The sequence below is a fragment of the Sporosarcina sp. G11-34 genome (genome assembly GCF_026931025.1).
The window spans coordinates 221,887-241,664 of sequence record NZ_JAHNZW010000007.1 but is presented as its reverse complement, the minus strand read 5'-3'; the positions used below and the strand labels follow the sequence as shown (position 1 = coordinate 241,664).

Annotated in this window: 33 protein-coding genes; all 33 read right to left on the bottom strand. The window is 42.5% G+C overall.

What is annotated here, in order from left to right; genetic code table 11:
- Window positions 1-109 precede the first annotated feature (109 nt).
- Window positions 110-499, bottom strand: a complete 390-nt coding sequence (gene rpsK / locus KSU66_RS12320; RefSeq protein ID WP_269051753.1) for a 30S ribosomal protein S11 — start codon at window positions 497-499, stop codon at window positions 110-112.
- Window positions 500-524: 25 nt separating this feature from the next.
- Window positions 525-890, bottom strand: coding sequence for a 30S ribosomal protein S13 (gene rpsM / locus KSU66_RS12315; protein ID WP_269051752.1), 366 nt, complete (start codon window positions 888-890; stop codon window positions 525-527).
- A 24-nt stretch (window positions 891-914) separates the two neighbouring features.
- Window positions 915-1,028 carry a 50S ribosomal protein L36 gene (rpmJ, locus tag KSU66_RS12310; RefSeq protein ID WP_075526647.1) on the bottom strand — a complete coding sequence of 38 codons (114 nt, stop codon included), beginning with the start codon at window positions 1,026-1,028 and terminating at the stop codon, window positions 915-917.
- A gap of 37 nt (window positions 1,029-1,065) precedes the next feature.
- Entirely contained in the window at window positions 1,066-1,284 is a 219-nt protein-coding gene (gene infA, locus KSU66_RS12305; protein WP_060203457.1) for a translation initiation factor IF-1, read from the bottom strand.
- A gap of 383 nt (window positions 1,285-1,667) precedes the next feature.
- Window positions 1,668-2,318 carry an adenylate kinase gene (locus tag KSU66_RS12300; protein ID WP_269051751.1) on the bottom strand — a complete coding sequence of 217 codons (651 nt, stop codon included), beginning with the start codon at window positions 2,316-2,318 and terminating at the stop codon, window positions 1,668-1,670.
- A gap of 56 nt (window positions 2,319-2,374) precedes the next feature.
- Window positions 2,375-3,667 carry a preprotein translocase subunit SecY gene (gene secY, locus KSU66_RS12295; RefSeq protein ID WP_269051750.1) on the bottom strand — a complete coding sequence of 431 codons (1,293 nt, stop codon included), beginning with the start codon at window positions 3,665-3,667 and terminating at the stop codon, window positions 2,375-2,377.
- Window positions 3,667-4,107, bottom strand: coding sequence for a 50S ribosomal protein L15 (gene rplO / locus KSU66_RS12290; RefSeq protein ID WP_269051749.1), 441 nt, complete (start codon window positions 4,105-4,107; stop codon window positions 3,667-3,669). Before rplO ends, secY begins: the two co-directional genes overlap by 1 nt.
- Window positions 4,108-4,141: 34 nt before the next feature.
- A complete protein-coding gene (gene rpmD, locus KSU66_RS12285) occupies window positions 4,142-4,324 on the bottom strand; it encodes a 50S ribosomal protein L30 (RefSeq protein ID WP_269051748.1) in 183 nt (60 codons plus the stop codon).
- A 13-nt stretch (window positions 4,325-4,337) separates the two neighbouring features.
- Entirely contained in the window at window positions 4,338-4,838 is a 501-nt protein-coding gene (gene rpsE, locus KSU66_RS12280; protein ID WP_269051747.1) for a 30S ribosomal protein S5, read from the bottom strand.
- A gap of 23 nt (window positions 4,839-4,861) precedes the next feature.
- Window positions 4,862-5,224, bottom strand: a complete 363-nt coding sequence (rplR, locus tag KSU66_RS12275; protein ID WP_269051746.1) for a 50S ribosomal protein L18 — start codon at window positions 5,222-5,224, stop codon at window positions 4,862-4,864.
- A 34-nt stretch (window positions 5,225-5,258) separates the two neighbouring features.
- Window positions 5,259-5,798, bottom strand: a complete 540-nt coding sequence (gene rplF / locus KSU66_RS12270; protein WP_269051745.1) for a 50S ribosomal protein L6 — start codon at window positions 5,796-5,798, stop codon at window positions 5,259-5,261.
- A 30-nt stretch (window positions 5,799-5,828) separates the two neighbouring features.
- Window positions 5,829-6,227, bottom strand: a complete 399-nt coding sequence (rpsH, locus tag KSU66_RS12265) for a 30S ribosomal protein S8 (RefSeq protein WP_269051744.1) — start codon at window positions 6,225-6,227, stop codon at window positions 5,829-5,831.
- A gap of 30 nt (window positions 6,228-6,257) precedes the next feature.
- Window positions 6,258-6,443 carry a type Z 30S ribosomal protein S14 gene (locus KSU66_RS12260; protein WP_269051743.1) on the bottom strand — a complete coding sequence of 62 codons (186 nt, stop codon included), beginning with the start codon at window positions 6,441-6,443 and terminating at the stop codon, window positions 6,258-6,260.
- 19 nt (window positions 6,444-6,462) lie between these two features.
- A complete protein-coding gene (gene rplE, locus KSU66_RS12255) occupies window positions 6,463-7,002 on the bottom strand; it encodes a 50S ribosomal protein L5 (RefSeq protein WP_269051742.1) in 540 nt (179 codons plus the stop codon).
- A 26-nt stretch (window positions 7,003-7,028) separates the two neighbouring features.
- Window positions 7,029-7,340: a 50S ribosomal protein L24 gene (rplX, locus tag KSU66_RS12250; RefSeq protein WP_269051741.1), complete on the bottom strand. Its 312-nt coding sequence runs from the start codon at window positions 7,338-7,340 to the stop codon at window positions 7,029-7,031.
- A 36-nt stretch (window positions 7,341-7,376) separates the two neighbouring features.
- Window positions 7,377-7,745 carry a 50S ribosomal protein L14 gene (gene rplN / locus KSU66_RS12245; protein WP_269051740.1) on the bottom strand — a complete coding sequence of 123 codons (369 nt, stop codon included), beginning with the start codon at window positions 7,743-7,745 and terminating at the stop codon, window positions 7,377-7,379.
- 40 nt (window positions 7,746-7,785) lie between these two features.
- Window positions 7,786-8,049, bottom strand: coding sequence for a 30S ribosomal protein S17 (rpsQ, locus tag KSU66_RS12240; RefSeq protein WP_269051739.1), 264 nt, complete (start codon window positions 8,047-8,049; stop codon window positions 7,786-7,788).
- Between the two features lie 17 nt (window positions 8,050-8,066).
- On the bottom strand, window positions 8,067-8,267 hold the full coding sequence (rpmC, locus tag KSU66_RS12235) for a 50S ribosomal protein L29 (RefSeq protein ID WP_172370534.1): 201 nt from the start codon (window positions 8,265-8,267) through the stop codon (window positions 8,067-8,069).
- Window positions 8,257-8,691, bottom strand: coding sequence for a 50S ribosomal protein L16 (gene rplP, locus KSU66_RS12230; protein ID WP_269051738.1), 435 nt, complete (start codon window positions 8,689-8,691; stop codon window positions 8,257-8,259). Before rplP ends, rpmC begins: the two co-directional genes overlap by 11 nt.
- Window position 8,692: 1 nt before the next feature.
- Window positions 8,693-9,352, bottom strand: a complete 660-nt coding sequence (rpsC, locus tag KSU66_RS12225; protein ID WP_269051737.1) for a 30S ribosomal protein S3 — start codon at window positions 9,350-9,352, stop codon at window positions 8,693-8,695.
- 3 nt (window positions 9,353-9,355) lie between these two features.
- Window positions 9,356-9,700 carry a 50S ribosomal protein L22 gene (gene rplV, locus KSU66_RS12220; RefSeq protein ID WP_269051736.1) on the bottom strand — a complete coding sequence of 115 codons (345 nt, stop codon included), beginning with the start codon at window positions 9,698-9,700 and terminating at the stop codon, window positions 9,356-9,358.
- A gap of 19 nt (window positions 9,701-9,719) precedes the next feature.
- On the bottom strand, window positions 9,720-9,998 hold the full coding sequence (gene rpsS, locus KSU66_RS12215) for a 30S ribosomal protein S19 (RefSeq protein ID WP_269051735.1): 279 nt from the start codon (window positions 9,996-9,998) through the stop codon (window positions 9,720-9,722).
- A 60-nt stretch (window positions 9,999-10,058) separates the two neighbouring features.
- Window positions 10,059-10,889, bottom strand: coding sequence for a 50S ribosomal protein L2 (gene rplB, locus KSU66_RS12210; RefSeq protein WP_269051734.1), 831 nt, complete (start codon window positions 10,887-10,889; stop codon window positions 10,059-10,061).
- Window positions 10,890-10,928: 39 nt separating this feature from the next.
- Window positions 10,929-11,213: a 50S ribosomal protein L23 gene (gene rplW / locus KSU66_RS12205; protein ID WP_269051733.1), complete on the bottom strand. Its 285-nt coding sequence runs from the start codon at window positions 11,211-11,213 to the stop codon at window positions 10,929-10,931.
- The gene (gene rplD, locus KSU66_RS12200) at window positions 11,213-11,836 is read right to left on the bottom strand and encodes a 50S ribosomal protein L4 (RefSeq protein ID WP_269051732.1); all 624 of its coding nucleotides are present in this window, start codon (window positions 11,834-11,836) and stop codon (window positions 11,213-11,215) included. The genes rplW and rplD overlap by 1 nt, the downstream gene beginning before the upstream one ends.
- 25 nt (window positions 11,837-11,861) lie before the next feature.
- Complete coding sequence (gene rplC, locus KSU66_RS12195; RefSeq protein ID WP_269051731.1) at window positions 11,862-12,491, bottom strand: 50S ribosomal protein L3; 630 nt, start codon at window positions 12,489-12,491, stop codon at window positions 11,862-11,864.
- 118 nt (window positions 12,492-12,609) lie between these two features.
- Window positions 12,610-12,918, bottom strand: coding sequence for a 30S ribosomal protein S10 (gene rpsJ, locus KSU66_RS12190; RefSeq protein ID WP_060203412.1), 309 nt, complete (start codon window positions 12,916-12,918; stop codon window positions 12,610-12,612).
- Between the two features lie 355 nt (window positions 12,919-13,273).
- Window positions 13,274-14,593, bottom strand: a complete 1,320-nt coding sequence (locus KSU66_RS12185) for a Na+/H+ antiporter family protein (RefSeq protein WP_269051730.1) — start codon at window positions 14,591-14,593, stop codon at window positions 13,274-13,276.
- Window positions 14,594-14,950: 357 nt separating this feature from the next.
- Window positions 14,951-16,138, bottom strand: coding sequence for an elongation factor Tu (gene tuf / locus KSU66_RS12180; protein ID WP_269051729.1), 1,188 nt, complete (start codon window positions 16,136-16,138; stop codon window positions 14,951-14,953).
- Between the two features lie 121 nt (window positions 16,139-16,259).
- Window positions 16,260-18,338: an elongation factor G gene (fusA, locus tag KSU66_RS12175; RefSeq protein WP_269051728.1), complete on the bottom strand. Its 2,079-nt coding sequence runs from the start codon at window positions 18,336-18,338 to the stop codon at window positions 16,260-16,262.
- A 51-nt stretch (window positions 18,339-18,389) separates the two neighbouring features.
- On the bottom strand, window positions 18,390-18,860 hold the full coding sequence (rpsG, locus tag KSU66_RS12170) for a 30S ribosomal protein S7 (RefSeq protein ID WP_269051727.1): 471 nt from the start codon (window positions 18,858-18,860) through the stop codon (window positions 18,390-18,392).
- Between the two features lie 104 nt (window positions 18,861-18,964).
- Window positions 18,965-19,384, bottom strand: coding sequence for a 30S ribosomal protein S12 (gene rpsL, locus KSU66_RS12165; protein ID WP_269051726.1), 420 nt, complete (start codon window positions 19,382-19,384; stop codon window positions 18,965-18,967).
- Window positions 19,385-19,487: 103 nt separating this feature from the next.
- On the bottom strand, window positions 19,488-19,736 hold the full coding sequence (locus KSU66_RS12160; protein ID WP_269051725.1) for a ribosomal L7Ae/L30e/S12e/Gadd45 family protein: 249 nt from the start codon (window positions 19,734-19,736) through the stop codon (window positions 19,488-19,490).
- Between the last annotated feature and the right edge of the window lie 42 nt (window positions 19,737-19,778).

The following is a 19,778-nucleotide window of genomic DNA, read 5'->3' as shown; positions in this document are numbered from 1 at the left end:
AATGTATCGACCGTTCCATATTGAAATCAACTTTTCTTAGTGCAAAAAGCAATCCCACAATTCATTTTTGACAATAATTGTGTTTCTCAATCAAATGGAGTACAGGCCATTATACACGACGACGTTTTGGTGGGCGGCATCCGTTATGAGGAACCGGTGTTACGTCTCTGATTGCAGTAACTTCAAGACCTGCAGCTTGTAGAGAACGAATTGCAGCTTCACGTCCAGCTCCTGGACCTTTAACTGTAACTTCTAACGTTTTTAGGCCGTGCTCCATTGCAGCTTTCGCAGCTGTTTCAGCAGCCATTTGTGCAGCGAATGGAGTTGATTTACGTGAACCTCTGAAGCCTAGTGCACCAGCACTTGACCATGACAGGGCATTCCCGTGCATATCAGTAATTGTGACAATCGTATTGTTGAACGTCGATCGAATGTGTGCAATACCAGCTTCGATATTCTTTTTCACACGACGTTTACGAGTTACTTGTTTCTTTGCCATGTTAAGAAGATACCTCCTTTACCTATTATTTATTCTTGTTAGCAACAGTGCGTTTTGCACCTTTACGAGTACGGGCGTTGTTCTTAGTGTTTTGCCCACGAACAGGCAATCCACGACGGTGACGGATACCACGGAAACTTCCGATTTCCATCAAGCGTTTGATGTCAAGTGAAGTTTCGCGACGAAGGTCACCTTCAACTTTAAGTCCGTCCATTTGTTCACGGATTTTATCTAGTTCTGCATCAGTAAGATCGCGTACACGTGTTTCTTCTGAAACACCTGATTCTTGCAATACTTTTTGTGCAGTTGTTTTACCAATTCCATAAATGTAAGTCAATGAAATTACAATGCGCTTATCGCGCGGAATGTCTACACCAGCAATACGTGCCATATAGATTGTGCACCTCCTTCTAAATTAGCCTTGTCTTTGTTTGTGTTTTGGATTTTCACAGATTACCATTACTCGGCCTCTTCTGCGAATAACTTTACATTTTTCACAGATCGGCTTTACAGATGCCCTAACTTTCATCTTACACAACCTCCTTCATATTCCGGAGTACAAAAGTTTATTTGAAACGGTAAGTGATACGTCCGCGTGTCAAATCATAAGGCGAAAGTTCCATTGTCACTTTGTCGCCAGGGAGGATGCGGATAAAGTGCATACGAATTTTGCCTGATACATGCGCAAGAATCGTATGGCCGTTTTCCAGCTCCACTTTGAACATCGCGTTTGGTAACGTTTCGACCACGGTTCCTTCAACTTCGATTACATCGTCTTTCGCCATCAATCCTGTCTCCCTTCTATATATCAATAAAGGTTCTCACCATCAATCGGCATCAGTCGCCTTGAAGGCTTCCTCCAACATATGTCTGATTGCAAGAGTGATGTTCGAAAGACGTCAGCCACACTTCGTTTTCCCTCAAACCAGTCCTTCGACGATCTGTTGTGGAAATCGTATCGTAATGGACACGACCGTCCAGATTGCCGTGGATGAGTTCCTAGTTACGTTTTTATAGTTCTATTCGAACTTTTTACGCCTTACAGAACTCCTAAGCAGTTCTTATACCGGGCACCATATGCTTTTGTTACTCGGTGTAACGCACTTTCCAAGTAGTGTCTCCATGTAGACCTATAAGATATACAATTACGAAGGACTAGGAAAGTTTATTAATTATTCTTTTGTAGAATTGCGTCAAGATCTACGAAGACTTTGTCGATGTCTTGTTGCCCATCGATATTTGTCAACACACCTTTTCCGTCGTAATACGAAAGAAGTGGTGCTGTTTGAGTCATATTTACTTCCAGTCGATTTATTACAGTCTCTGGATTGTCATCTGCACGTTGATAAAGTTCTCCGCCGTCTTTATCGCACTTTCCTTCAACCTTTGACGGGTTGAATTGAAGATGATAAGACGTTCCACATTCTTTGCAGATTCGGCGACCTGTCAAGCGTGCGACAAGTTCGTCCTTCTCTACTTCAACATTAAGAACATATTCAATACTGCGCCCCAAATCTGACAAAAGTCCATCAAGTGCTTCTGCCTGTGGAACAGTACGCGGGAAACCATCAAGCAAGAAACCTTTTTCACAATCCGGTTTACTCAATCGTTCACGAACGATACCGATTGTTACTTCATCGGGAACAAGAGCTCCTTGATCCATGTAAGATTTTGCTTTGACTCCAAGTTCCGTACCTTCAGAAATTGCAGCACGGAACATATCGCCTGTAGAAATATGAGGTGTTCCGTACTTTTCGACAATTTTGTCTGCTTGTGTGCCTTTACCAGCACCAGGCAAACCCATTAATACGATATTCATACGTATTGCCCACCACCTTCATATTCGTTTTTCAGGAAGATGAATCCCTGAAGAACTTATTTCATAAAGCCTTTGTAATGCCTTTTCACAAGTTGTGATTCAAGTTGCTTCATCGTTTCAAGGGCAACCCCGACGACGATGATTAAACTTGTTCCACCAATTTGCGCTGATTCGGGTAAATTAGCGAATTTGATGAAAAGCATCGGCATGATTGAAACAGTTGCTAGAAATATTGATCCGACAAACGTCAATCGATACAAAGTACTCGTTAAATAACTTTGAGTGTTCAGACCCGGACGGATTCCCGGTATGTATGCGCCTTGCTTTTTCAAGTTCTCGGCAACATTCTCAGGGTTAACCTGAATGAACGCGTAGAAATAAGTGAATGCAATAATCAGTGCTACATACAAAGTCATTCCGAGTGGATTTGTATAGTCAAAGATATTTTGAATTGTACTTGTTACACTGTTCTGGCCGAAAAATGTAACGATTGATTGTGGTGTCATAAAGAACGCAGCGGCAAAGATTACTGGAATAACTCCCGCAGCATTAAGTTTCAATGGTAGGTGAGTTTGTTGACTAGCATTCGTTTGTCCACGTCCCGAGACACGTTTCGCATATTGAATCGGAATTTTACGCAAAGCTTCTTGTACATAGATGACGCCAACAGTTACTGCAATAATCGCAAGTAATAGCAAAACGGAAATCGCAAGTTTAATAAACAAAGCGTCCCCTGCATCTTGGATTTGTGTTGCGTAATATTGGTTCACCGCAGTTGGGATCCCGGCAACGATACCAGCAAAGATAATGATGGAAATACCATTTCCAACACCCTTTTCTGTAATCTTTTCACCGAGCCACAAAAGAAATGCTGTTCCCGCAGTTAGTACAATTGCAATAACTACATATGTCGAAATGCCTTCTGCTACTATTAGCTGTCCATCAAACATCCGGTTAAAACCAAATGACATGGCCATCGCTTGAATAAAAGCAAGAACGATTGTGAAATACCTTGTGAACTGTGCAAGTTTCCGTCTACCGACATCACCTTGCTTTGCCCACTCAGAAAATTTCGGTACTACATCCATCTGCAATAATTGCACGATGATTGAAGCTGTGATGTAAGGCATGATACCCATTGCTAAAATCGAAAAGTTAGCAAGGGCGCCTCCACCAAACATATTCATAAAGCCGATTAGGCTGTTTGATTCAGTATTAAACGCAGATGCATCGACGCCCGGAACTGTAATAAACGTTCCAAGTCTGAAAACGATAAGCAAAAGCAAAGTGTAAAGGATCTTGGTTCTTATATCTCGAACGCGCATAAAACTGGAGAGCGTTTGAAACATTAAACCACCTCAGTTTGCCCGCCCGCTTTTTCGATAGCTTCCTTTGCGGATGCAGAAAATTTGTTAGCTTTAACATTAAGTTTCTTAGTTAGCGTTCCGTCCCCAAGAATTTTAATACCTGATTTAGCATTGCTTACAACGCCTAGCTCAAGTAGCAATTCCGGTGTTACTTCTGTGCCTTCTTCGAAAACGTTAAGTTTATCAAGGTTTACAACTGCATAATCCTTACGGTTAATGTTCGTGAATCCACGTTTAGGTAAACGTTGGAAAAGTGGGATTTGACCACCTTCGAAACCAAGACGTACGCCTCCACCCGAACGCGCATTTTGACCGTCATGACCTCTACCAGAAGTTTTACCGTGACCTGAACCGATTCCGCGTCCAACACGTTTGCGTTTTTTACGTGAACCTTCAGCTGGTTTCATTTCGTGTAATTTCATCTCTTTGGCACCTCCTTATTCAACAAATTCGAGATTATTGTTCTGTAACTGTAACCAAGTGGCTAACTGTGTTGACCATGCCGCGAATTGCAACATTGTCCTCATGTTCAACCGTCTGATTGAGTTTGCGTAATCCTAATGCTTGAACCGTTTTGCGTTGTGCCGGTTTAGAACCGATTACGCTTTTTGTAAGGGTGATTTCAAGTTTACTTGTCATAGTGTTTCCCCCCTTAACCTAGAAGTTCTTTTACTGTTTTACCACGTAGTTTTGCTACATCTTCAGCGCGTTTCAAGTTTTTCAATCCTTCGACAGTTGCACGAACCATGTTGATAGGTGTACTTGATCCAAGAGATTTTGAAAGGATATCTGTGATACCCGCTAGTTCGAGTACCGCACGAACTGGTCCACCAGCGATAACTCCAGTACCTGGAGCAGCAGGCTTAATAAGGACTTGACCTGCACCAAAACGACCAAGCACTTCGTGAGGAGTAGTGCCTTTGACCATTGGTACAACAACCAAGTTCTTTTTAGCATCTTCAATAGCTTTACGAATCGCGTCCGGAACTTCTTGTGCTTTACCTGTACCGAAACCTACACGGCCATTTTTGTCTCCGACTACGACGAGAGCAGTAAAGCGGAAACGACGTCCACCTTTTACAACTTTCGCAACGCGGTTAATCGTAACTACGCGTTCTTCGAATTCACTTTTATTCTGATCATTACGACGCATGAAATGTGTCCCTCCTTCTTAATTTAAAATTCTAGACCATTTTCACGAGCTGCGTCCGCAAGAGCCTTCACACGGCCGTGAAATAGGTAACCGCCACGGTCGAATACAACCGTCTTGACATCCTTCTCAGCAGCTTTTTTCGCGATTAACTCGCCGACTTTTGCAGCAGCTTCAGCGTTTGCTTTAGAATCAGTTTCGAATCCAGTGTCCATTGTTGAAGCACTAGCAATCGTTACTGCGTTTATATCATCAATCAATTGAGCATAAATATGCTTATTTGAACGGAAAACGTTTAGGCGTGGACGTGCTGCAGTTCCACTGATTTTCGTACGTACGCGTTCATGACGCTTCTTACGAGTAACGTTTTTATCCTTTTTTGTAATCATCGTGGTCACTCCTTCCAAATGCCTTTATGCGGCATTATTTACCTGTTTTACCTTCTTTACGACGTACTACTTCGCCTACGTAGCGAATCCCTTTGCCTTTATAAGGCTCTGGTGGACGCACTTGACGGATGTTTGATGCAAGAGCACCTACGCGCTCTTTATCAATACCGCGAATAGTAATTTTCGTGTTTGCAGGAACTTCAATTTGAATTCCTTCTTCTGGCGTAAACTCAACTGGGTGAGAATAACCGACGTTAAGTACGAGTTTTTGTCCTTGAAGTTGTGCACGGTAACCTACCCCTACAAGTTCAAGTGACTTTTCGAAACCTTTCGAAACGCCCGTCACCATATTATCGAGAAGTGAACGTGTCGTTCCATGAATAGAACGGTGTTCCTTCGATTCAGAAGGACGGATCAAAGTGATCACGTTGTCTTCTTTTTCGATTTTAATTTCTGTATTAAATGTGTTTTTAAGTTCGCCTTTAGGTCCTTTTACAGTAACTGTATTGCCTTCTGCAATTGTAACAGTCACTTGTTCAGGAACTTCAATTGGCTTTTTTCCAATACGGGACATTCAGTTGCACCTCCATTCAATTGTTGCGTATTACCAAACGTAAGCTACGACTTCTCCGCCTACTTGTTTAGCACGTGCATCCTTGTCAGTAAGGACACCTTGTGATGTGGAAACGAGGGCGATACCAAGGCCATTCAAAACTTTAGGAACTTCGTTTGTTGCTGCGTAAACACGAAGACCAGGTTTAGAAATACGTTTAAGACCTGTGATGACACGCTCGTTGTTTTGACCATATTTAAGGAATATGCGGATGATACCTTGTTTGCTATCTTTGACATATTCAACATCGCGTACGAAACCTTCACGTTTCAAGATTTCAGCAATTTCTTTTTTCATGTTTGAAGCAGGTACTTCAAGCTTCTCGTGGCGAACCATGTTCGCGTTACGGATGCGAGTAAGCATATCTGCGATCGGATCACTCATTGTCATTGCATTTACCTCCTTCCCATATTTAGGGGATTACCAGCTTGCTTTTTTAACGCCTGGAATTTGTCCTTTGTATGCCAATTCGCGGAAACAAATACGGCAAAGCTTGAACTTACGATATACAGAATGTGGACGACCACATCGCTCACATCGTGTATACGCCTGAACACTATGCTTTGGCGTACGTTTTTGTTTTGCGATCATTGATTTTTTAGCCACGTTTTCGCCTCCCTCTTATTTACTTTTGGAACGGCATGCCGAACTGCGTTAATAACTCTCGTGCTTCTTCATCGGAGTTTGCAGTCGTAACGATGACGATATCCATACCGCGTATTTTAGAAACTTTGTCGTAGTCGATTTCCGGGAAAATAAGTTGTTCTTTTACGCCTAGCGTATAGTTCCCGCGACCGTCGAATGCTTTCTTTGAAACTCCGCGGAAGTCACGTACACGAGGTAGTGAAACCGAGATTAGCTTATCTAGGAATTCGTACATACGCTCACCGCGTAATGTAACTTTTGTTCCGATAGGCATCCCCTCACGGAGACGGAATCCTGCGATTGACTTCTTCGCTTTTGTGATGACCGGTTTTTGACCAGAAATGATTGTCAGATCTTCCACTGCCGCATCTAGTGCTTTCGTGTTTTGAACTGCGTCACCAACACCCATGTTGATTACGATTTTATCCACTTGTGGTACTTGCATAACCGATGTATATTCAAACTTGCTCATTAGAGCAGGAGTCACTTCATTTTTAAACTTCTCTTTAAAACGGCTCATCTATTGGACCTCCTTTCATCCGTTACTTATTTATCCAAAAGTTCTCCGGATTTTTTAGCAACACGAACTTTTTTGCCATCTTCAATCTTGTATCCTACGCGAGTTGGTTCTCCTGTTTTAGGATCTACTACCATAACGTTGGATACATGGATAGCTGCCTCTTGACTAACGATCCCGCCTTGAGGATTTTCTTGGTTAGGCTTCGTATGTTTTTTGACGATGTTTACACCTTCAACAAGCACACGATCCTTTTTAGGAAAAGCTGCTAAGATCATACCGGTTTTACCTTTATCTTTACCTGTGATGACCATAACTTTATCGCCTTTTTTAACATGCATTCTGTCGCACCTCCTTGATTGGCATTGTCTTGTGAATTAAAGAACTTCCGGAGCTAATGAAATAATTTTCATGAAATTGCTATCGCGAAGTTCGCGAGCAACTGGTCCGAAAATACGTGTACCACGTGGGCTTTGATCGTCACGGATAATTACACATGCGTTTTCATCAAACGTTATGTATGAACCATCTTTACGACGAACTCCACTTTTCGTACGGACGATAACAGCCTTGACGATTTCGCCCTTCTTAACAACGCCACCGGGTGTTGCTTTTTTCACTGTACAGACAACTACATCACCGATATTTGCTACTTTACGGCCTGTACCGCCTAGTACTTTAATTGTTAGAACTTCTCTTGCGCCTGAATTGTCAGCGACTTTCATACGACTTTCCTGTTGGATCATTGAGGCTACCTCCTCCCGGATTTTTAACTCCGAACTTTATTTAGATAATGACCGCTTTTTCGACAACTTCAAGAAGACGAAAACGCTTTGTAGCTGATAACGGACGAGTTTCCATAATGCGGACTACATCACCGATTTTCGCGTCATTTAGTTCATCGTGGGCCTTAAGTTTTTTAGAATATTTTACACGTTTGCCGTATAAAGTATGCTTTTTGTATGTTTCGACCATTACAGTAACTGTCTTATCCATTTTGTCAGATACGACACGGCCTGTGTATACTTTGCGTTGGTTACGCTCAGTCATGGTTGCAACCTCCTCCATCAGTTATTTGCACTGATTTCTCTTTGACGTATTACAGTTTTCATGCGCGCGATCGATTTACGAACTTGACCGATGCGTGCAGTGTTTTCTAATTGACCTGTCGCCAATTGGAAGCGAAGGTTGAAAAGCTCTTCTTTCAGTGATTTCACTTGTTGCTCAATCTCTGCAGTTGTCAAGTCACGGATTTCTTTAGCTTTCATTAGATTCACCACCAATTTCTTCACGTTTTACAAACTTGCTTTTAATAGGAAGTTTGTGTGATGCAAGACGAAACGCTTCACGTGCGACTACTTCATCTACACCCGCGATTTCAAACATAATTCTGCCAGGTTTAACAACCGCTACCCAGCCTTCTACAGCACCTTTACCTGAACCCATTCGTACTTCGAGAGGCTTTTTCGTATAAGGTTTGTGTGGGAAAATGTTGATCCATACTTTACCGCCACGTTTCATGTAACGTGTCATTGCGATACGTGCTGCTTCAATCTGACGGCTTGTAATCCATGCAGGTTCAACTGCTTGTAGTCCAAATTCACCGAATTGTACTGTTGCTCCGCCTTTTGTTGTTCCGCGCATTTTACCACGGAATACACGACGATATTTAACGCGTTTAGGCATTAACATATTAGTTGCCTCCTTCCTCAGAGTTCTTCTTTCTCACTGGAAGGACTTCTCCTCGGTAAATCCATACTTTTACGCCAAGTTTACCAAACGTTGTGTCTGCTTCAGCGTGTGCATAATCAATATCTGCACGCAATGTATGGAGAGGGACAGTACCTTCACTATAATGTTCTGCACGAGCGATGTCGGCACCGCCAAGACGTCCAGAAACTTGTGTTTTAATACCTAGTGCACCAGAACGAATCGTACGTTGAATCGCTTGTTTTTGTACACGGCGGAATGAAACACGGCCTTCTAGTTGACGAGCAATGCTTTCTGCTACTAATTTCGCATCAAGATCTGCACGTTTGATTTCAATGATGTTGATGTGTACACGCTTGCCTGTAATGTCGTTTAGTTGTTTCCGAAGTGTTTCAACTTCAGAACCACCTTTACCGATTACCATACCTGGCTTAGCAGTGTGAATTGTAATATTAACACGTTTAGCAGCACGTTCAATTTCTACTTTAGAAACAGATGCTTCTACTAGACGTTTGTCGATGTATTCACGAATCTTCAAGTCTTCATGCAAGAGAGTTGCATAGTCTTTTTCAGCGTACCATTTCGACTCCCAGTCGCGGATGATACCGACCCGTAAACCGTTAGGATGTACTTTTTGACCCACGAATTATCCCTCCTTTTTTTCTGATACCACGACAGTGATGTGGCTTGTGCGCTTGTTGATTGCACTTGCACGTCCCTGTGCACGTGGACGGAAACGTTTCATTGTTGGACCTTCATCAACGAAAACTTCGCTTACGATGAGGTCTTCGATACCCATTTCGTAGTTATGCTCAGCATTTGCTATCGCTGATTTTAGTACTTTTTCTACAACTGGAGATGCCGCTTTAGGCGTTAGTTGTAGGATTGCGACAGCTTCACCGATTTTCTTGCCCCGGATAAGATCAACGACCAAACGGACTTTGCGAGGAGCAATACGGACTGTGCGGGCAGTAGCTTTTGCTTGTTGCATCAGAATAACCTCCTCTCAATTAACGTCTTGTTTTCTTGTCGTCGCCACCGTGACCTCTATATGTGCGAGTCGGTGCGAATTCACCTAATTTGTGACCAACCATGTCTTCAGTCATGTAGACAGGTACGTGTTTTCGTCCGTCATAGACAGCAATTGTCAATCCGATGAAAGACGGGAATATTGTAGAACGGCGTGACCAAGTTCTAATTACTTGTTTTTTCTCGGAGTTCTTTTGTGCTTCAACTTTGTTTAAAAGATGATCGTCAACAAAAGGTCCTTTTTTCAAGCTGCGTCCCATGTTGGAACCTCCCTCCGTGCATATACTACGGTCCATTCATTGAACCGCAGCGCATTCACATTATTTTTTACGACGACGAACGATAAGTTTGTCGGATGCGTTAGATTTTTTACGAGTTTTGTAACCAAGTGTTGGTTTGCCCCATGGTGTAAGTGGTGATGGCATACCAATTCCTGTTTTACCTTCACCACCACCGTGTGGGTGATCGTTCGGGTTCATTACAGATCCACGTACTGCTGGGCGTTTACCCATCCAACGTGAACGTCCTGCTTTACCAATATTAATAAGTTCGTGTTGTTCGTTACCAACTTGTCCAATTGTTGCACGGCAAGTTGCAAGAATCATACGTACTTCACCAGATTGTAGACGGATGATTACATATTTACCTTCACGTCCAAGTAGTTGTGCAGATGTACCTGCAGAACGAACGAGTTGGCCACCCTTGCCTGGTTTCATTTCGATGTTATGGATTGTAGATCCCATTGGAATGTTTTCAAGTGGTAGTGCGTTACCTGGCTTAATATCAACGCCTGGTCCTGACATTACCGTGTTTCCAACTTCCAAACCTTTTGGAGCGAGAATGTAACGTTTCTCTCCATCTACGTAGTTAATTAGTGCAATGTTCGCTGAACGGTTTGGATCGTATTCGATCGTAGCAACGCGTCCTGGAATGCCATCTTTCATTCGTTGGAAATCGATGACACGGTATTGACGCTTATGGCCTCCACCTTGATGACGAACAGTAGTCCTACCTGTATTGTTACGTCCACCTGTCCGTTTAATCGGAGCTAGTAATGATTTTTCCGGTTTGTTCGTTGTAATTGCTGAGAAATCGGAAGAAGTCATATTACGACGTCCGTTGGAGGTAGGTTTGTATTTCTTAATCGCCATTTGTGTTCCCTCCTTCGTATAATTACGTACTTATTTTTCTTACAGTTCGAATAGCTCGATGTCGTTTGAGTCTTCCGTTAGTGTAACAATCGCTTTACGGCGTTTGTTAGTGTAACCAGCGTGTTTACCCATACGTTTGAACTTTCCTTTGTAATTCATAACGTTTACTTTTTCTACTTTCACTCCGAAAACAGTTTCCACAGCTTGTTTGATGTGTGTTTTGTTTGCGCGAGTATCAACTTCAAAAGTATACTTTTTGAATTCCATTTGTTCAGAAGAACGCTCGGTAATGACCGGACGTTTTAGAATATCACGTGCTTCCATTAACCAAGCACCTCCTCTAGTTTTTCTACTGCGGCTTTTGTAATGACAAGCTTTTCGTGTGCAACAAGGTCTAGGACGTTGACGCCACTAGCAGTGATTACGCTAATTCCAGGGATGTTACGAGCGGACAATGCCACTGTTTCATCAAGGTCAGCTGTAACAATCAAAGCTTTCTTCTCGATTGAAAGGTCTTTCAATACTTGAACGAAGTTTTTAGTCTTTGGTGCATCGAATGCAAGTCCTTCAAGAACTAAAATGTTCTCTTCACGCACTTTCGATGAAAGAGCTGAAAGAAGTGCAAGTCTGCGAACCTTTTTAGGTAGTTTGTAAGCATAGCTTCTAGGTGTTGGTCCGAATACGATTCCGCCTCCACGCCATTGTGGTGAACGAATTGATCCTTGACGTGCACGACCAGTTCCTTTTTGATTCCATGGCTTACGTCCACCGCCTGCAACTTCTGAGCGGTTTTTTACTTTGTGGTTACCTTGACGCAAAGTTGCGCGTTGTTGGACCAATGCTTCAAACAGCACTGCTTCATTTGGCACGATTCCGAAAACCGCATCGTTTAGTTCGATGTCGCCAACTGAAGAACCTGTTTGAGTTAATACAGATACTTTAGCCATTCCAATTTCCTCCTTTCTTTAGTGGTCAGTTCCCTTTAATAGCACTTCTCAATTGAATGAGTGATTTGCGTGCTCCTGGAACGTTACCTTTTATGAGTATTAAGTTACGCTCAGCGTCAACTCGTACGATTTCAAGATTTTGACTTGTAACCGTTTTGCCACCCATACGACCTGGCATTTTTTTACCTTTGAATACACGTTGTGCATCCACTGAACCGATAGAACCTACCGCTCTGTGGAATCGTGATCCGTGGCTCATTGGTCCCATTGAATAACCGTGTCTTTTAATAACACCTTGGAAACCTTTACCTTTTGATTTACCTGTTACATCAATAATGTCGCCTGCAGCGAACGTATCGACTTTGACTTCCTGACCAACTTCGTACCCATTAACGTCTAACTCGCGGAATTCGCGAATGAAGCGCTTAGGTGCTGTTTCAGCTTTTGCAACGTGGCCTTTTTCAGGTTTGTTGGAAAGCTTATCTCGTTTATCATCAAATCCAAGTTGGATTGCTTCGTAGCCGTCCGTTTCTTGTGTCTTCTTTTGAAGAACAACGTTCGGTGTAGCTTCAATCACAGTTACCGGTATAAGATCACCGTTTTCAGCGAAAACTTGTGTCATACCGATTTTTCTACCTAAGATTCCTTTGGTCATTTGTCACACCTCCTACAATATAATAGTTTTATTAGAGCTTTATCAACCAAGTTTTATCAGCACGTACTAAGTGTTGAAAACAACTCTTCTTGTGTTGAAAATAGCCATTGTTTAATAATTAAAGTTTAATTTCAATGTCTACGCCAGATGGAAGATCTAGTTTCATCAACGCATCGACAGTTTGTGGTGTCGGGTTAACGATATCGATCAAGCGTTTATGTGTACGCATTTCAAACTGTTCGCGCGAATCCTTGTACTTATGTACCGCACGAAGAACTGTATAAACAGATCTTTCAGTTGGTAGTGGAATCGGACCCGATACACTAGCACCCGAACGTTTTGCTGTTTCAACAATTTTCTCAGCTGACTGATCCAAAATCCTGTGATCATATGCTTTCAAACGAATACGAATCTTTTGTTTTGCCATTATTTTCCCTCCTTTTCGCCTAATTTGATAGACATTCTCCACGAAAATTTCCCACACACCGCCATGGCAAAGCGGCCTGGTGTGTCGGCAACCTCTCGCTTCATCGCAGTCAAAGACCAACATTCAACAGTATACACAATTTTAAAGCATTGTGCAAGTCATTTGTCGAAATAGATTTCTTAACCTTTTTTATTATAGTTGTATCCCACTGAAATTGCAACCCTTACACAAAAAGTCAGAACAATTCATCCCGCAATCAAACACAAACCCGCAGATGATGTCTTGAATCATCTGCGGGTTTGCCTAGTATGCAGAAGTTTTTCAATGAACTAGATTGAACTCCGGTTGATTTAAGTTAAAAAAGAATCATAGCTGTAGCCCAACCAAAAATAATGAGTGGGATATTGTAATGCAAAAATGTCGGTACACATGAATCCCAAATGTGGTTATGTTGTCCGTCCGCATCTAACCCCGCAGTAGGACCGAGTGTAGAATCCGAGGCTGGTGAACCTGCATCGCCAAGTGCACCGGCCGTCCCGATTAGCGCGATGATTGCCATCGTGCTAAACCCAAATTCCAAACTTAGTGGTACAAAGATTGCAGCGATAATTGGAATTGTAGCGAATGACGAACCGATACCCATTGTTACGATTAATCCGATAAGGAGCATTAATAAAGCGGCTAGACCTTTATTGTCACCCAAAAGGTTACTCGTATTTTCCACAAGCGTTGCAATATGCCCCGTTTCTTGAAGCACTGATGCAAAACCGTTTGCAGCGATCATAACGAATCCGACGAATGCCATCATGCGCATTCCTTCATTGATAAGTCTATCTGCCTCTTTCCACTTCAATGCTCCGGTGATATACAAAATAAAGATTCCTGTAATTGCACCTGCAATCATTGACTGCGTAGGTATTTGAACGGCAAGTGCTCCGATAAGAGCAAGAACAGTGAACACAATGTTACGTGTCTTAATAGTGACTACCTCTTCAGCGATTTCCATTTTCCTATCTTCATATTCCCTTGGTTTGCGATAGGAGATAAAGACTGCAATCAGAAGTCCTACTACAAGTCCTGCGACGGGCAACGCCATCGCTTTTGGAATATCCGCCATGTTAATCGGTAATCCAGCTGCGTCCATTTGGATTGCAAGTATTTGGTGGAAAATAAAACCGAATCCATATGGAAGCAATATATAAGACGCTGTTAAACCAAAAGTTAAAACAGAAGCGATTAAACGACGATCGACTTTCAGTAAGTTTAAGATATGCAAGATTGGTGGAACTAATAATGGAATGAAAGCGATATGAATCGGAATTAAGTTCTGTGAAAAAATAGCGACTAGAAGAAGTATTAATATAATAAGTACTTTCCCAAGTGCCGTCCGATCTTCTTGTCCATCTTTCTTCACAATTTTAAGCATAGCGTTTACAAGAATTTGCGGTATACCTGTTTTTGATATCGCAACAGCGAAACCGCCTAAAAGCGCATAACTAAGCGCAATTGTTGCACCGGAGCCAAGTCCTTCTGTAAACGAAGTGATCGTTGCATTTATCGACATTCCACCGGCTAATCCGCCAGCAATTGCACCAGCTACAAGTGCAAGAACAACATTGACTCGAAGCAAGCTTAGTATCAACATAAGAAGAACTGCTATTATTACTGCGTTCATAAAATATCCTCCTAAAATCAATTACTTCACCCTACTAAAGTGGTGAAGTACATCTATTAATTTAGCAGAGACTGTCACACCTGTCAATGATTAAATAATGGACATCGCTGGACAAAGCGGACATTCTGGGCGATTGAGTGGAGATTAATCCCGGAAGAGTGGACATTAATCGAAATACAGTGGACATCCCTGGAAAGAGCGGACATTCCGCGCGATTGGGTGGAGATTAGTCCCGAAAGAGCGGACATTAATCGGAATACAGTGGACATCCCTGGACATAGACTACAATAGCAATAAATCTATCATTTTCTAGACAAAAAAATCCCGCCACAGTGGACGGGATTTAAAAATAAAATATTATTTTTGGATTGTTGCTACAACGCCAGCGCCTACAGTACGTCCACCCTCACGGATAGAGAATTTCGTACCTTCTTCAAGAGCGATTGGAGCGATTAGTTCGATTGTCATTTCAACGTTATCTCCAGGCATAACCATTTCTACGCCTTCAGGAAGATTACAAACACCAGTTACGTCAGTTGTACGGAAGTAGAACTGTGGACGGTAGTTTGTGAAGAATGGAGTATGACGTCCACCCTCTTCTTTTGAAAGAACATAAACTTCAGCTGTGAAAGATGTATGTGGAACAATTGTACCTGGTTTAGCAAGTACTTGTCCACGTTGGATATCTTCACGTGATACTCCACGTAGAAGAGCTCCAATGTTGTCGCCAGCTTCTGCATAGTCAAGAAGTTTACGGAACATTTCTACTCCTGTAACAGTAGTAGATTTTGCTTCTTCAACGATACCGATGATGTCAACAACGTCTCCTACTTTAACTACTCCACGCTCAACGCGTCCAGTAGCAACTGTTCCACGTCCAGTGATTGAGAATACGTCCTCAACTGGCATCATGAATGGTTTTTCAGTATCACGTGGTGGTGTTGGGATATACTCGTCAACAGCAGCCATAAGTTCAACGATTTTTTCTTCCCATTCTTCTTCGCCTTCAAGTGCTTTAAGAGCAGATCCTTTGATAACAGGAATGTCATCGCCAGGGAAGTCGTATTCAGATAGAAGATCGCGAATTTCCATTTCTACTAATTCAAGAAGTTCTTCGTCATCAACCATGTCACATTTGTTCATGAAGACAACTAGGTAAGGAACACCAACTTGACGTGAAAGTAGGATATGCTCACGAGTTTGTGGCATTGGGCCATCAGCTGCAGAAACAACTAGGATTCCGCCGTCCATTTGTGCTGCACCAGTGATCATGTTTTTAACATAGTCCGCGTGACCCGGGCAGTCAACGTGTGCGTAGTGACGAGTAGCTGTTTCGTACTCGATGTGAGACGTGTTAATAGTAATACCACGCTCTTTTTCTTCTGGTGCGTTATCAACGTCAGCGTAAGACTGTGCAGTCCCACCTGATCTTTTTGCAAGAACCGTTGCGATTGCAGCAGTTAGAGTTGTTTTACCATGGTCAACGTGACCGATTGTTCCTACGTTAGCATGTGCCTTGGAACGGTCGAATTTTTCTTTACCCATTTTTAGAAATCCTCCTTAGGAATATAAAAAGTTTTTTAGTTGAAGGTATCAGGGGAGTTTCCCCCGACAACCTGTATCTTACAATTTTTTTATTTATACTGCAAACAAAATTGAATTATAATTATTCGCCTTTGTTTTTCTTGATGATTTCTTCAGCAATTGACTTCGGAACTTCTTCATAGTGATCGAACACCATTGAGAATACTCCGCGTCCTTGCGTGTTTGAACGAAGTGATGTAGCGTAACCAAACATTTGAGCAAGAGGAACCATCGCGCGCACAACTTGTGCGTTACCACGAGCATCCATTCCCTCAACGCGGCCGCGTCGAGAAGTAATGTCACCCATGATGTCTCCCATATACTCTTCAGGAATAATTACTTCTACCTTCATCATTGGCTCTAATAGAACCGGGTTAACTTTTGAAACCGCGTTTTTAAGAGCCATAGAAGCAGCAATTTTAAACGCCATCTCGTTGGAGTCAACGTCATGATAAGAACCGTCATATAGACGAGCTTTAATATCAATCAATGGATATCCAGCAACTACACCGTTATCAAGTGAGTCGCGGATTCCCGCTTCTACCGATCCGATATATTCACGTGGAACTGATCCACCAACGACGTTGTCAATGAATTCGAATCCTTTTCCTTCTTCGTTCGGAGAGAATTCGATCCAAACGTGACCAAACTGTCCACGTCCACCAGATTGACGAACAAATTTACCTTCAACTTCCGCAGAGCTGCGGAATGTTTCACGGTAAGAAACTTGTGGAGCTCCTACGTTAGCTTCAACGTTGAATTCACGACGCATACGGTCTACAAGAACGTCAAGATGTAGTTCACCCATACCAGCAATGATTACTTCTCCTGTTTCTTGGTCTGTATGTGCGCGGAATGTTGGATCTTCCTCTTGAAGTTTAGCAAGAGCCATACCCATTTTATCTTGGTCAGCTTTTGTTTTTGGTTCAACAGAAAGTGAAATTACTGGTTCTGGGAAGTCCATTGATTCTAGGATAACAGGAGCTTTGTCGTCACAAAGTGTATCTCCAGTACCTGTATCTTTAAGGCCTACTGCAGCCGCGATGTCTCCAGAATGTACTTCCGCGATCTCTTGACGAGAGTCTGCGTGCATTTGTAGAATACGTCCTACGCGCTCACGCTTGCCTTTCGTAGAGTTCTGTACGTATGATCCGGACTGTAAAGTACCAGAGTATACGCGGAAGAATGTTAGTTTACCTACATAAGGATCCGTCATAACTTTAAATGCAAGTGCCGAGAACGGCGCTGAGTCGTCTGCATGACGCTCTACATCTTCGTTTGTTTCAGGATTAGTACCTTTCATAGGTGGAATATCGATTGGTGATGGAAGGTAGTCGACAACTGCGTCAAGAACGAGTTGGACACCTTTGTTTTTGAAAGCAGTTCCACATACAACTGGATAGAATTCAACAGCTAATGTCGCGTTGCGAATTGCTTTTTTGATTTCTTCCTTCGTAATTTCTTCTTCTTCCAAAAACTTATTCATAAGATCTTCATCGAATTCAGCAACTGCTTCGATTAGCTTCTCACGGTATTCTTGTGCTTGTTCAAGATGCTCAGCTGGAATTTCTCTTACTTCAGCGTTCAATCCTGAGTTGTCTGGATAGAATGTAGCATTCATTTCAACTAGGTCGATAATCGCTTCGAAATCATCTTCAGCGCCAATCGGTAGTTGAATTGGATGTGCATTTGCAGCTAGACGGTCACGAAGTGTTCCTACTGAATAAAGGAAGTCCGCGCCTGTTTTATCCATTTTGTTAATGAATACAAGACGTGGTACACCGTAGTTAGTAGCTTGGCGCCATACTGTTTCAGTTTGTGGCTCAACGCCTGATTGCGCGTCAAGTACAGTTACTGCTCCATCAAGTACACGAAGTGAACGTTCAACTTCAACAGTGAAGTCTACGTGACCCGGTGTATCGATGATGTTTACGCGGTAACCTTTCCACGCTGCTGTTGTTGCAGCAGAAGTGATCGTGATTCCACGCTCTTGTTCCTGCTCCATCCAGTCCATCTGAGATGCACCTTCGTGCGTTTCTCCGATTTTGTGGATTTTACCTGTGTAAAATAGAATCCGCTCAGTCGTTGTTGTTTTACCAGCATCGATATGAGCCATGATTCCAATGTTACGAGTATTCTCTAAGGAGAACTCTCTAGCCATAATGTATTTCTCCTTCCGTCTCGGATTAAAGTTGTAATGAAATTACGAACCTTACCAGCGATAGTGAGCGAATGCTTTGTTAGCATCTGCCATTTTGTGCAATTCTTCGCGACGTTTCACGGATGCACCTGTGTTGTTAGAAGCATCAAGAATTTCATTTGCAAGACGTTCTTGCATTGTTTTCTCTCCACGTTTACGAGAATAGTTCACAAAGTAACGTAGTCCAAGAGTCGTACGACGCTCAGGACGAACTTCTACAGGAACTTGATAGTTTGCTCCACCTACACGGCGTGCACGTACTTCAAGTACCGGCATTACGTTAGCAAGAGCTGCTTCAAATACTTCTAGTGGATCCTTGCCAGAACGTTCTTTTACAAGTTCGAACGCACCATAGAGGATATTTTGTGATGTACCTTTTTTACCGTCAACCATCATTTGGTTGATAAGACGTGAAACCAGTTTCGAGTTATAAATCGGATCTGGAAGTACGTCGCGTTTTGCAACAGGACCTTTACGAGGCATGTTGTTTTCCTCCTTTCGGGATTGGAGCTTTTAAGCGGGTTACGCTTAAATAGCTTTCATTAGTTTTTAAGCGGTTTACGCTTAAATAACTTTTGGTTAATTTATTATTTTTTAACTTTAGGTTTTTTTGCTCCGTACATTGAACGACTTTGCATACGGCCAGTAACTCCAGCTGTATCAAGTGCTCCACGAACGATATGGTAACGCACACCAGGTAAGTCTTTAACGCGTCCTCCACGGATAAGTACCACACTATGCTCTTGCAAGTTGTGACCTTCACCAGGGATATAAGCGTTAACCTCTAATGAGTTAGTCAAACGAACACGTGCATATTTACGTAGTGCCGAGTTCGGTTTCTTCGGTGTCATTGTTCCAACACGTGTACAAACACCCCGTTTTTGTGGTGAGTTTACGTTTGTCATTGACTTTTTAAAGCTGTTATAGCTTTTTCCGAGTGCTGGTGCTTTAGATCCTTCCACTTTAGATTTACGTGGTTTGCGGACCAATTGGTTAATTGTAGGCATCGGTTTGTCCTCCTCTCAAATGTTTATTTGTAAGACCACACATCCAGGTGGTTCATTTTTAGGTAAAAAACAAAGTCTTTGTGCCTCGAGAACACAAACACTGTTATACAGTAATCGCAACCACGGCTGCACTAACTTGTATGCCGCATGCTTCTCCAAGTTTCCTTTTCGAATCGACATATGTTACAGGGACACTAGCAAGTTCGGCTTCCTCCATTGCTGGAGTTATTATCCGTTCTTCAGCATCCTGCGCAATAATAACTTCCGCTACTATACCTGCACGAATTGCTTTCACTGTCTGCTTAGTACCGATGATTGTATACTTCGCCTGTTCCACTTTTTCATAAGACATTTACATATCCTCCAAAGCTCAGACATTTAACTATCAACCTTT

Bases quoted from the DNA above. Each gene is read 5' to 3' on its own strand.
- rpsK (WP_269051753.1), bottom strand. From the start codon at position 499: ATGGCAAAGAAACAAGTAACTCGTAAACGTCGTGTGAAAAAGAATATC.
- KSU66_RS12160 (WP_269051725.1), bottom strand. From the start codon at position 19,736: ATGTCTTATGAAAAAGTGGAACAGGCGAAGTATACAATCATCGGTACT.
- KSU66_RS12185 (WP_269051730.1), bottom strand. From the start codon at position 14,593: ATGAACGCAGTAATAATAGCAGTTCTTCTTATGTTGATACTAAGCTTG.
- rplO (WP_269051749.1), bottom strand. From the start codon at position 4,107: ATGAAATTACACGAAATGAAACCAGCTGAAGGTTCACGTAAAAAACGC.
- rpsS (WP_269051735.1), bottom strand. From the start codon at position 9,998: ATGGGACGCAGCTTGAAAAAAGGACCTTTTGTTGACGATCATCTTTTA.
- rplC (WP_269051731.1), bottom strand. From the start codon at position 12,491: ATGACCAAAGGAATCTTAGGTAGAAAAATCGGTATGACACAAGTTTTC.
- rpsH (WP_269051744.1), bottom strand. From the start codon at position 6,227: ATGACAATGAGTGATCCGATCGCAGATATGCTTACTCGCATCCGTAAC.
- rpsM (WP_269051752.1), bottom strand. From the start codon at position 890: ATGGCACGTATTGCTGGTGTAGACATTCCGCGCGATAAGCGCATTGTA.
- rpsJ (WP_060203412.1), bottom strand. From the start codon at position 12,918: ATGGCAAAACAAAAGATTCGTATTCGTTTGAAAGCATATGATCACAGG.
- rplR (WP_269051746.1), bottom strand. From the start codon at position 5,224: ATGATTACAAAAAAGGATAAAAACGTTACTCGTAAGAAGCGTCATGAA.
- rplD (WP_269051732.1), bottom strand. From the start codon at position 11,836: ATGGCTAAAGTATCTGTATTAACTCAAACAGGTTCTTCAGTTGGCGAC.
- rpmJ (WP_075526647.1), bottom strand. From the start codon at position 1,028: ATGAAAGTTAGGGCATCTGTAAAGCCGATCTGTGAAAAATGTAAAGTT.
- KSU66_RS12300 (WP_269051751.1), bottom strand. From the start codon at position 2,318: ATGAATATCGTATTAATGGGTTTGCCTGGTGCTGGTAAAGGCACACAA.
- rplF (WP_269051745.1), bottom strand. From the start codon at position 5,798: ATGTCCCGTATTGGAAAAAAGCCAATTGAAGTTCCTGAACAAGTGACT.
- tuf (WP_269051729.1), bottom strand. From the start codon at position 16,138: ATGGGTAAAGAAAAATTCGACCGTTCCAAGGCACATGCTAACGTAGGA.
- rpsG (WP_269051727.1), bottom strand. From the start codon at position 18,860: ATGCCTCGTAAAGGTCCTGTTGCAAAACGCGACGTACTTCCAGATCCG.
- rplW (WP_269051733.1), bottom strand. From the start codon at position 11,213: ATGGAAGCACGTGATATTCTAAAACGTCCGGTCATTACCGAGCGTTCT.
- secY (WP_269051750.1), bottom strand. From the start codon at position 3,667: ATGTTTCAAACGCTCTCCAGTTTTATGCGCGTTCGAGATATAAGAACC.
- rplP (WP_269051738.1), bottom strand. From the start codon at position 8,691: ATGTTAATGCCTAAACGCGTTAAATATCGTCGTGTATTCCGTGGTAAA.
- fusA (WP_269051728.1), bottom strand. From the start codon at position 18,338: ATGGCTAGAGAGTTCTCCTTAGAGAATACTCGTAACATTGGAATCATG.
- infA (WP_060203457.1), bottom strand. From the start codon at position 1,284: ATGGCGAAAGACGATGTAATCGAAGTTGAAGGAACCGTGGTCGAAACG.
- rplV (WP_269051736.1), bottom strand. From the start codon at position 9,700: ATGCAACAAGCAAAAGCTACTGCCCGCACAGTCCGTATTGCTCCTCGC.
- rpsQ (WP_269051739.1), bottom strand. From the start codon at position 8,049: ATGACTGAGCGTAACCAACGCAAAGTATACACAGGCCGTGTCGTATCT.
- rpsE (WP_269051747.1), bottom strand. From the start codon at position 4,838: ATGCGTCGTAATGATCAGAATAAAAGTGAATTCGAAGAACGCGTAGTT.
- rplE (WP_269051742.1), bottom strand. From the start codon at position 7,002: ATGAGCCGTTTTAAAGAGAAGTTTAAAAATGAAGTGACTCCTGCTCTA.
- rpmC (WP_172370534.1), bottom strand. From the start codon at position 8,267: ATGAAAGCTAAAGAAATCCGTGACTTGACAACTGCAGAGATTGAGCAA.
- rplN (WP_269051740.1), bottom strand. From the start codon at position 7,745: ATGATCCAACAGGAAAGTCGTATGAAAGTCGCTGACAATTCAGGCGCA.
- rpsL (WP_269051726.1), bottom strand. From the start codon at position 19,384: ATGCCTACAATTAACCAATTGGTCCGCAAACCACGTAAATCTAAAGTG.
- rplX (WP_269051741.1), bottom strand. From the start codon at position 7,340: ATGCATGTTAAAAAAGGCGATAAAGTTATGGTCATCACAGGTAAAGAT.
- rpmD (WP_269051748.1), bottom strand. From the start codon at position 4,324: ATGACAAGTAAACTTGAAATCACCCTTACAAAAAGCGTAATCGGTTCT.
- rplB (WP_269051734.1), bottom strand. From the start codon at position 10,889: ATGGCGATTAAGAAATACAAACCTACCTCCAACGGACGTCGTAATATG.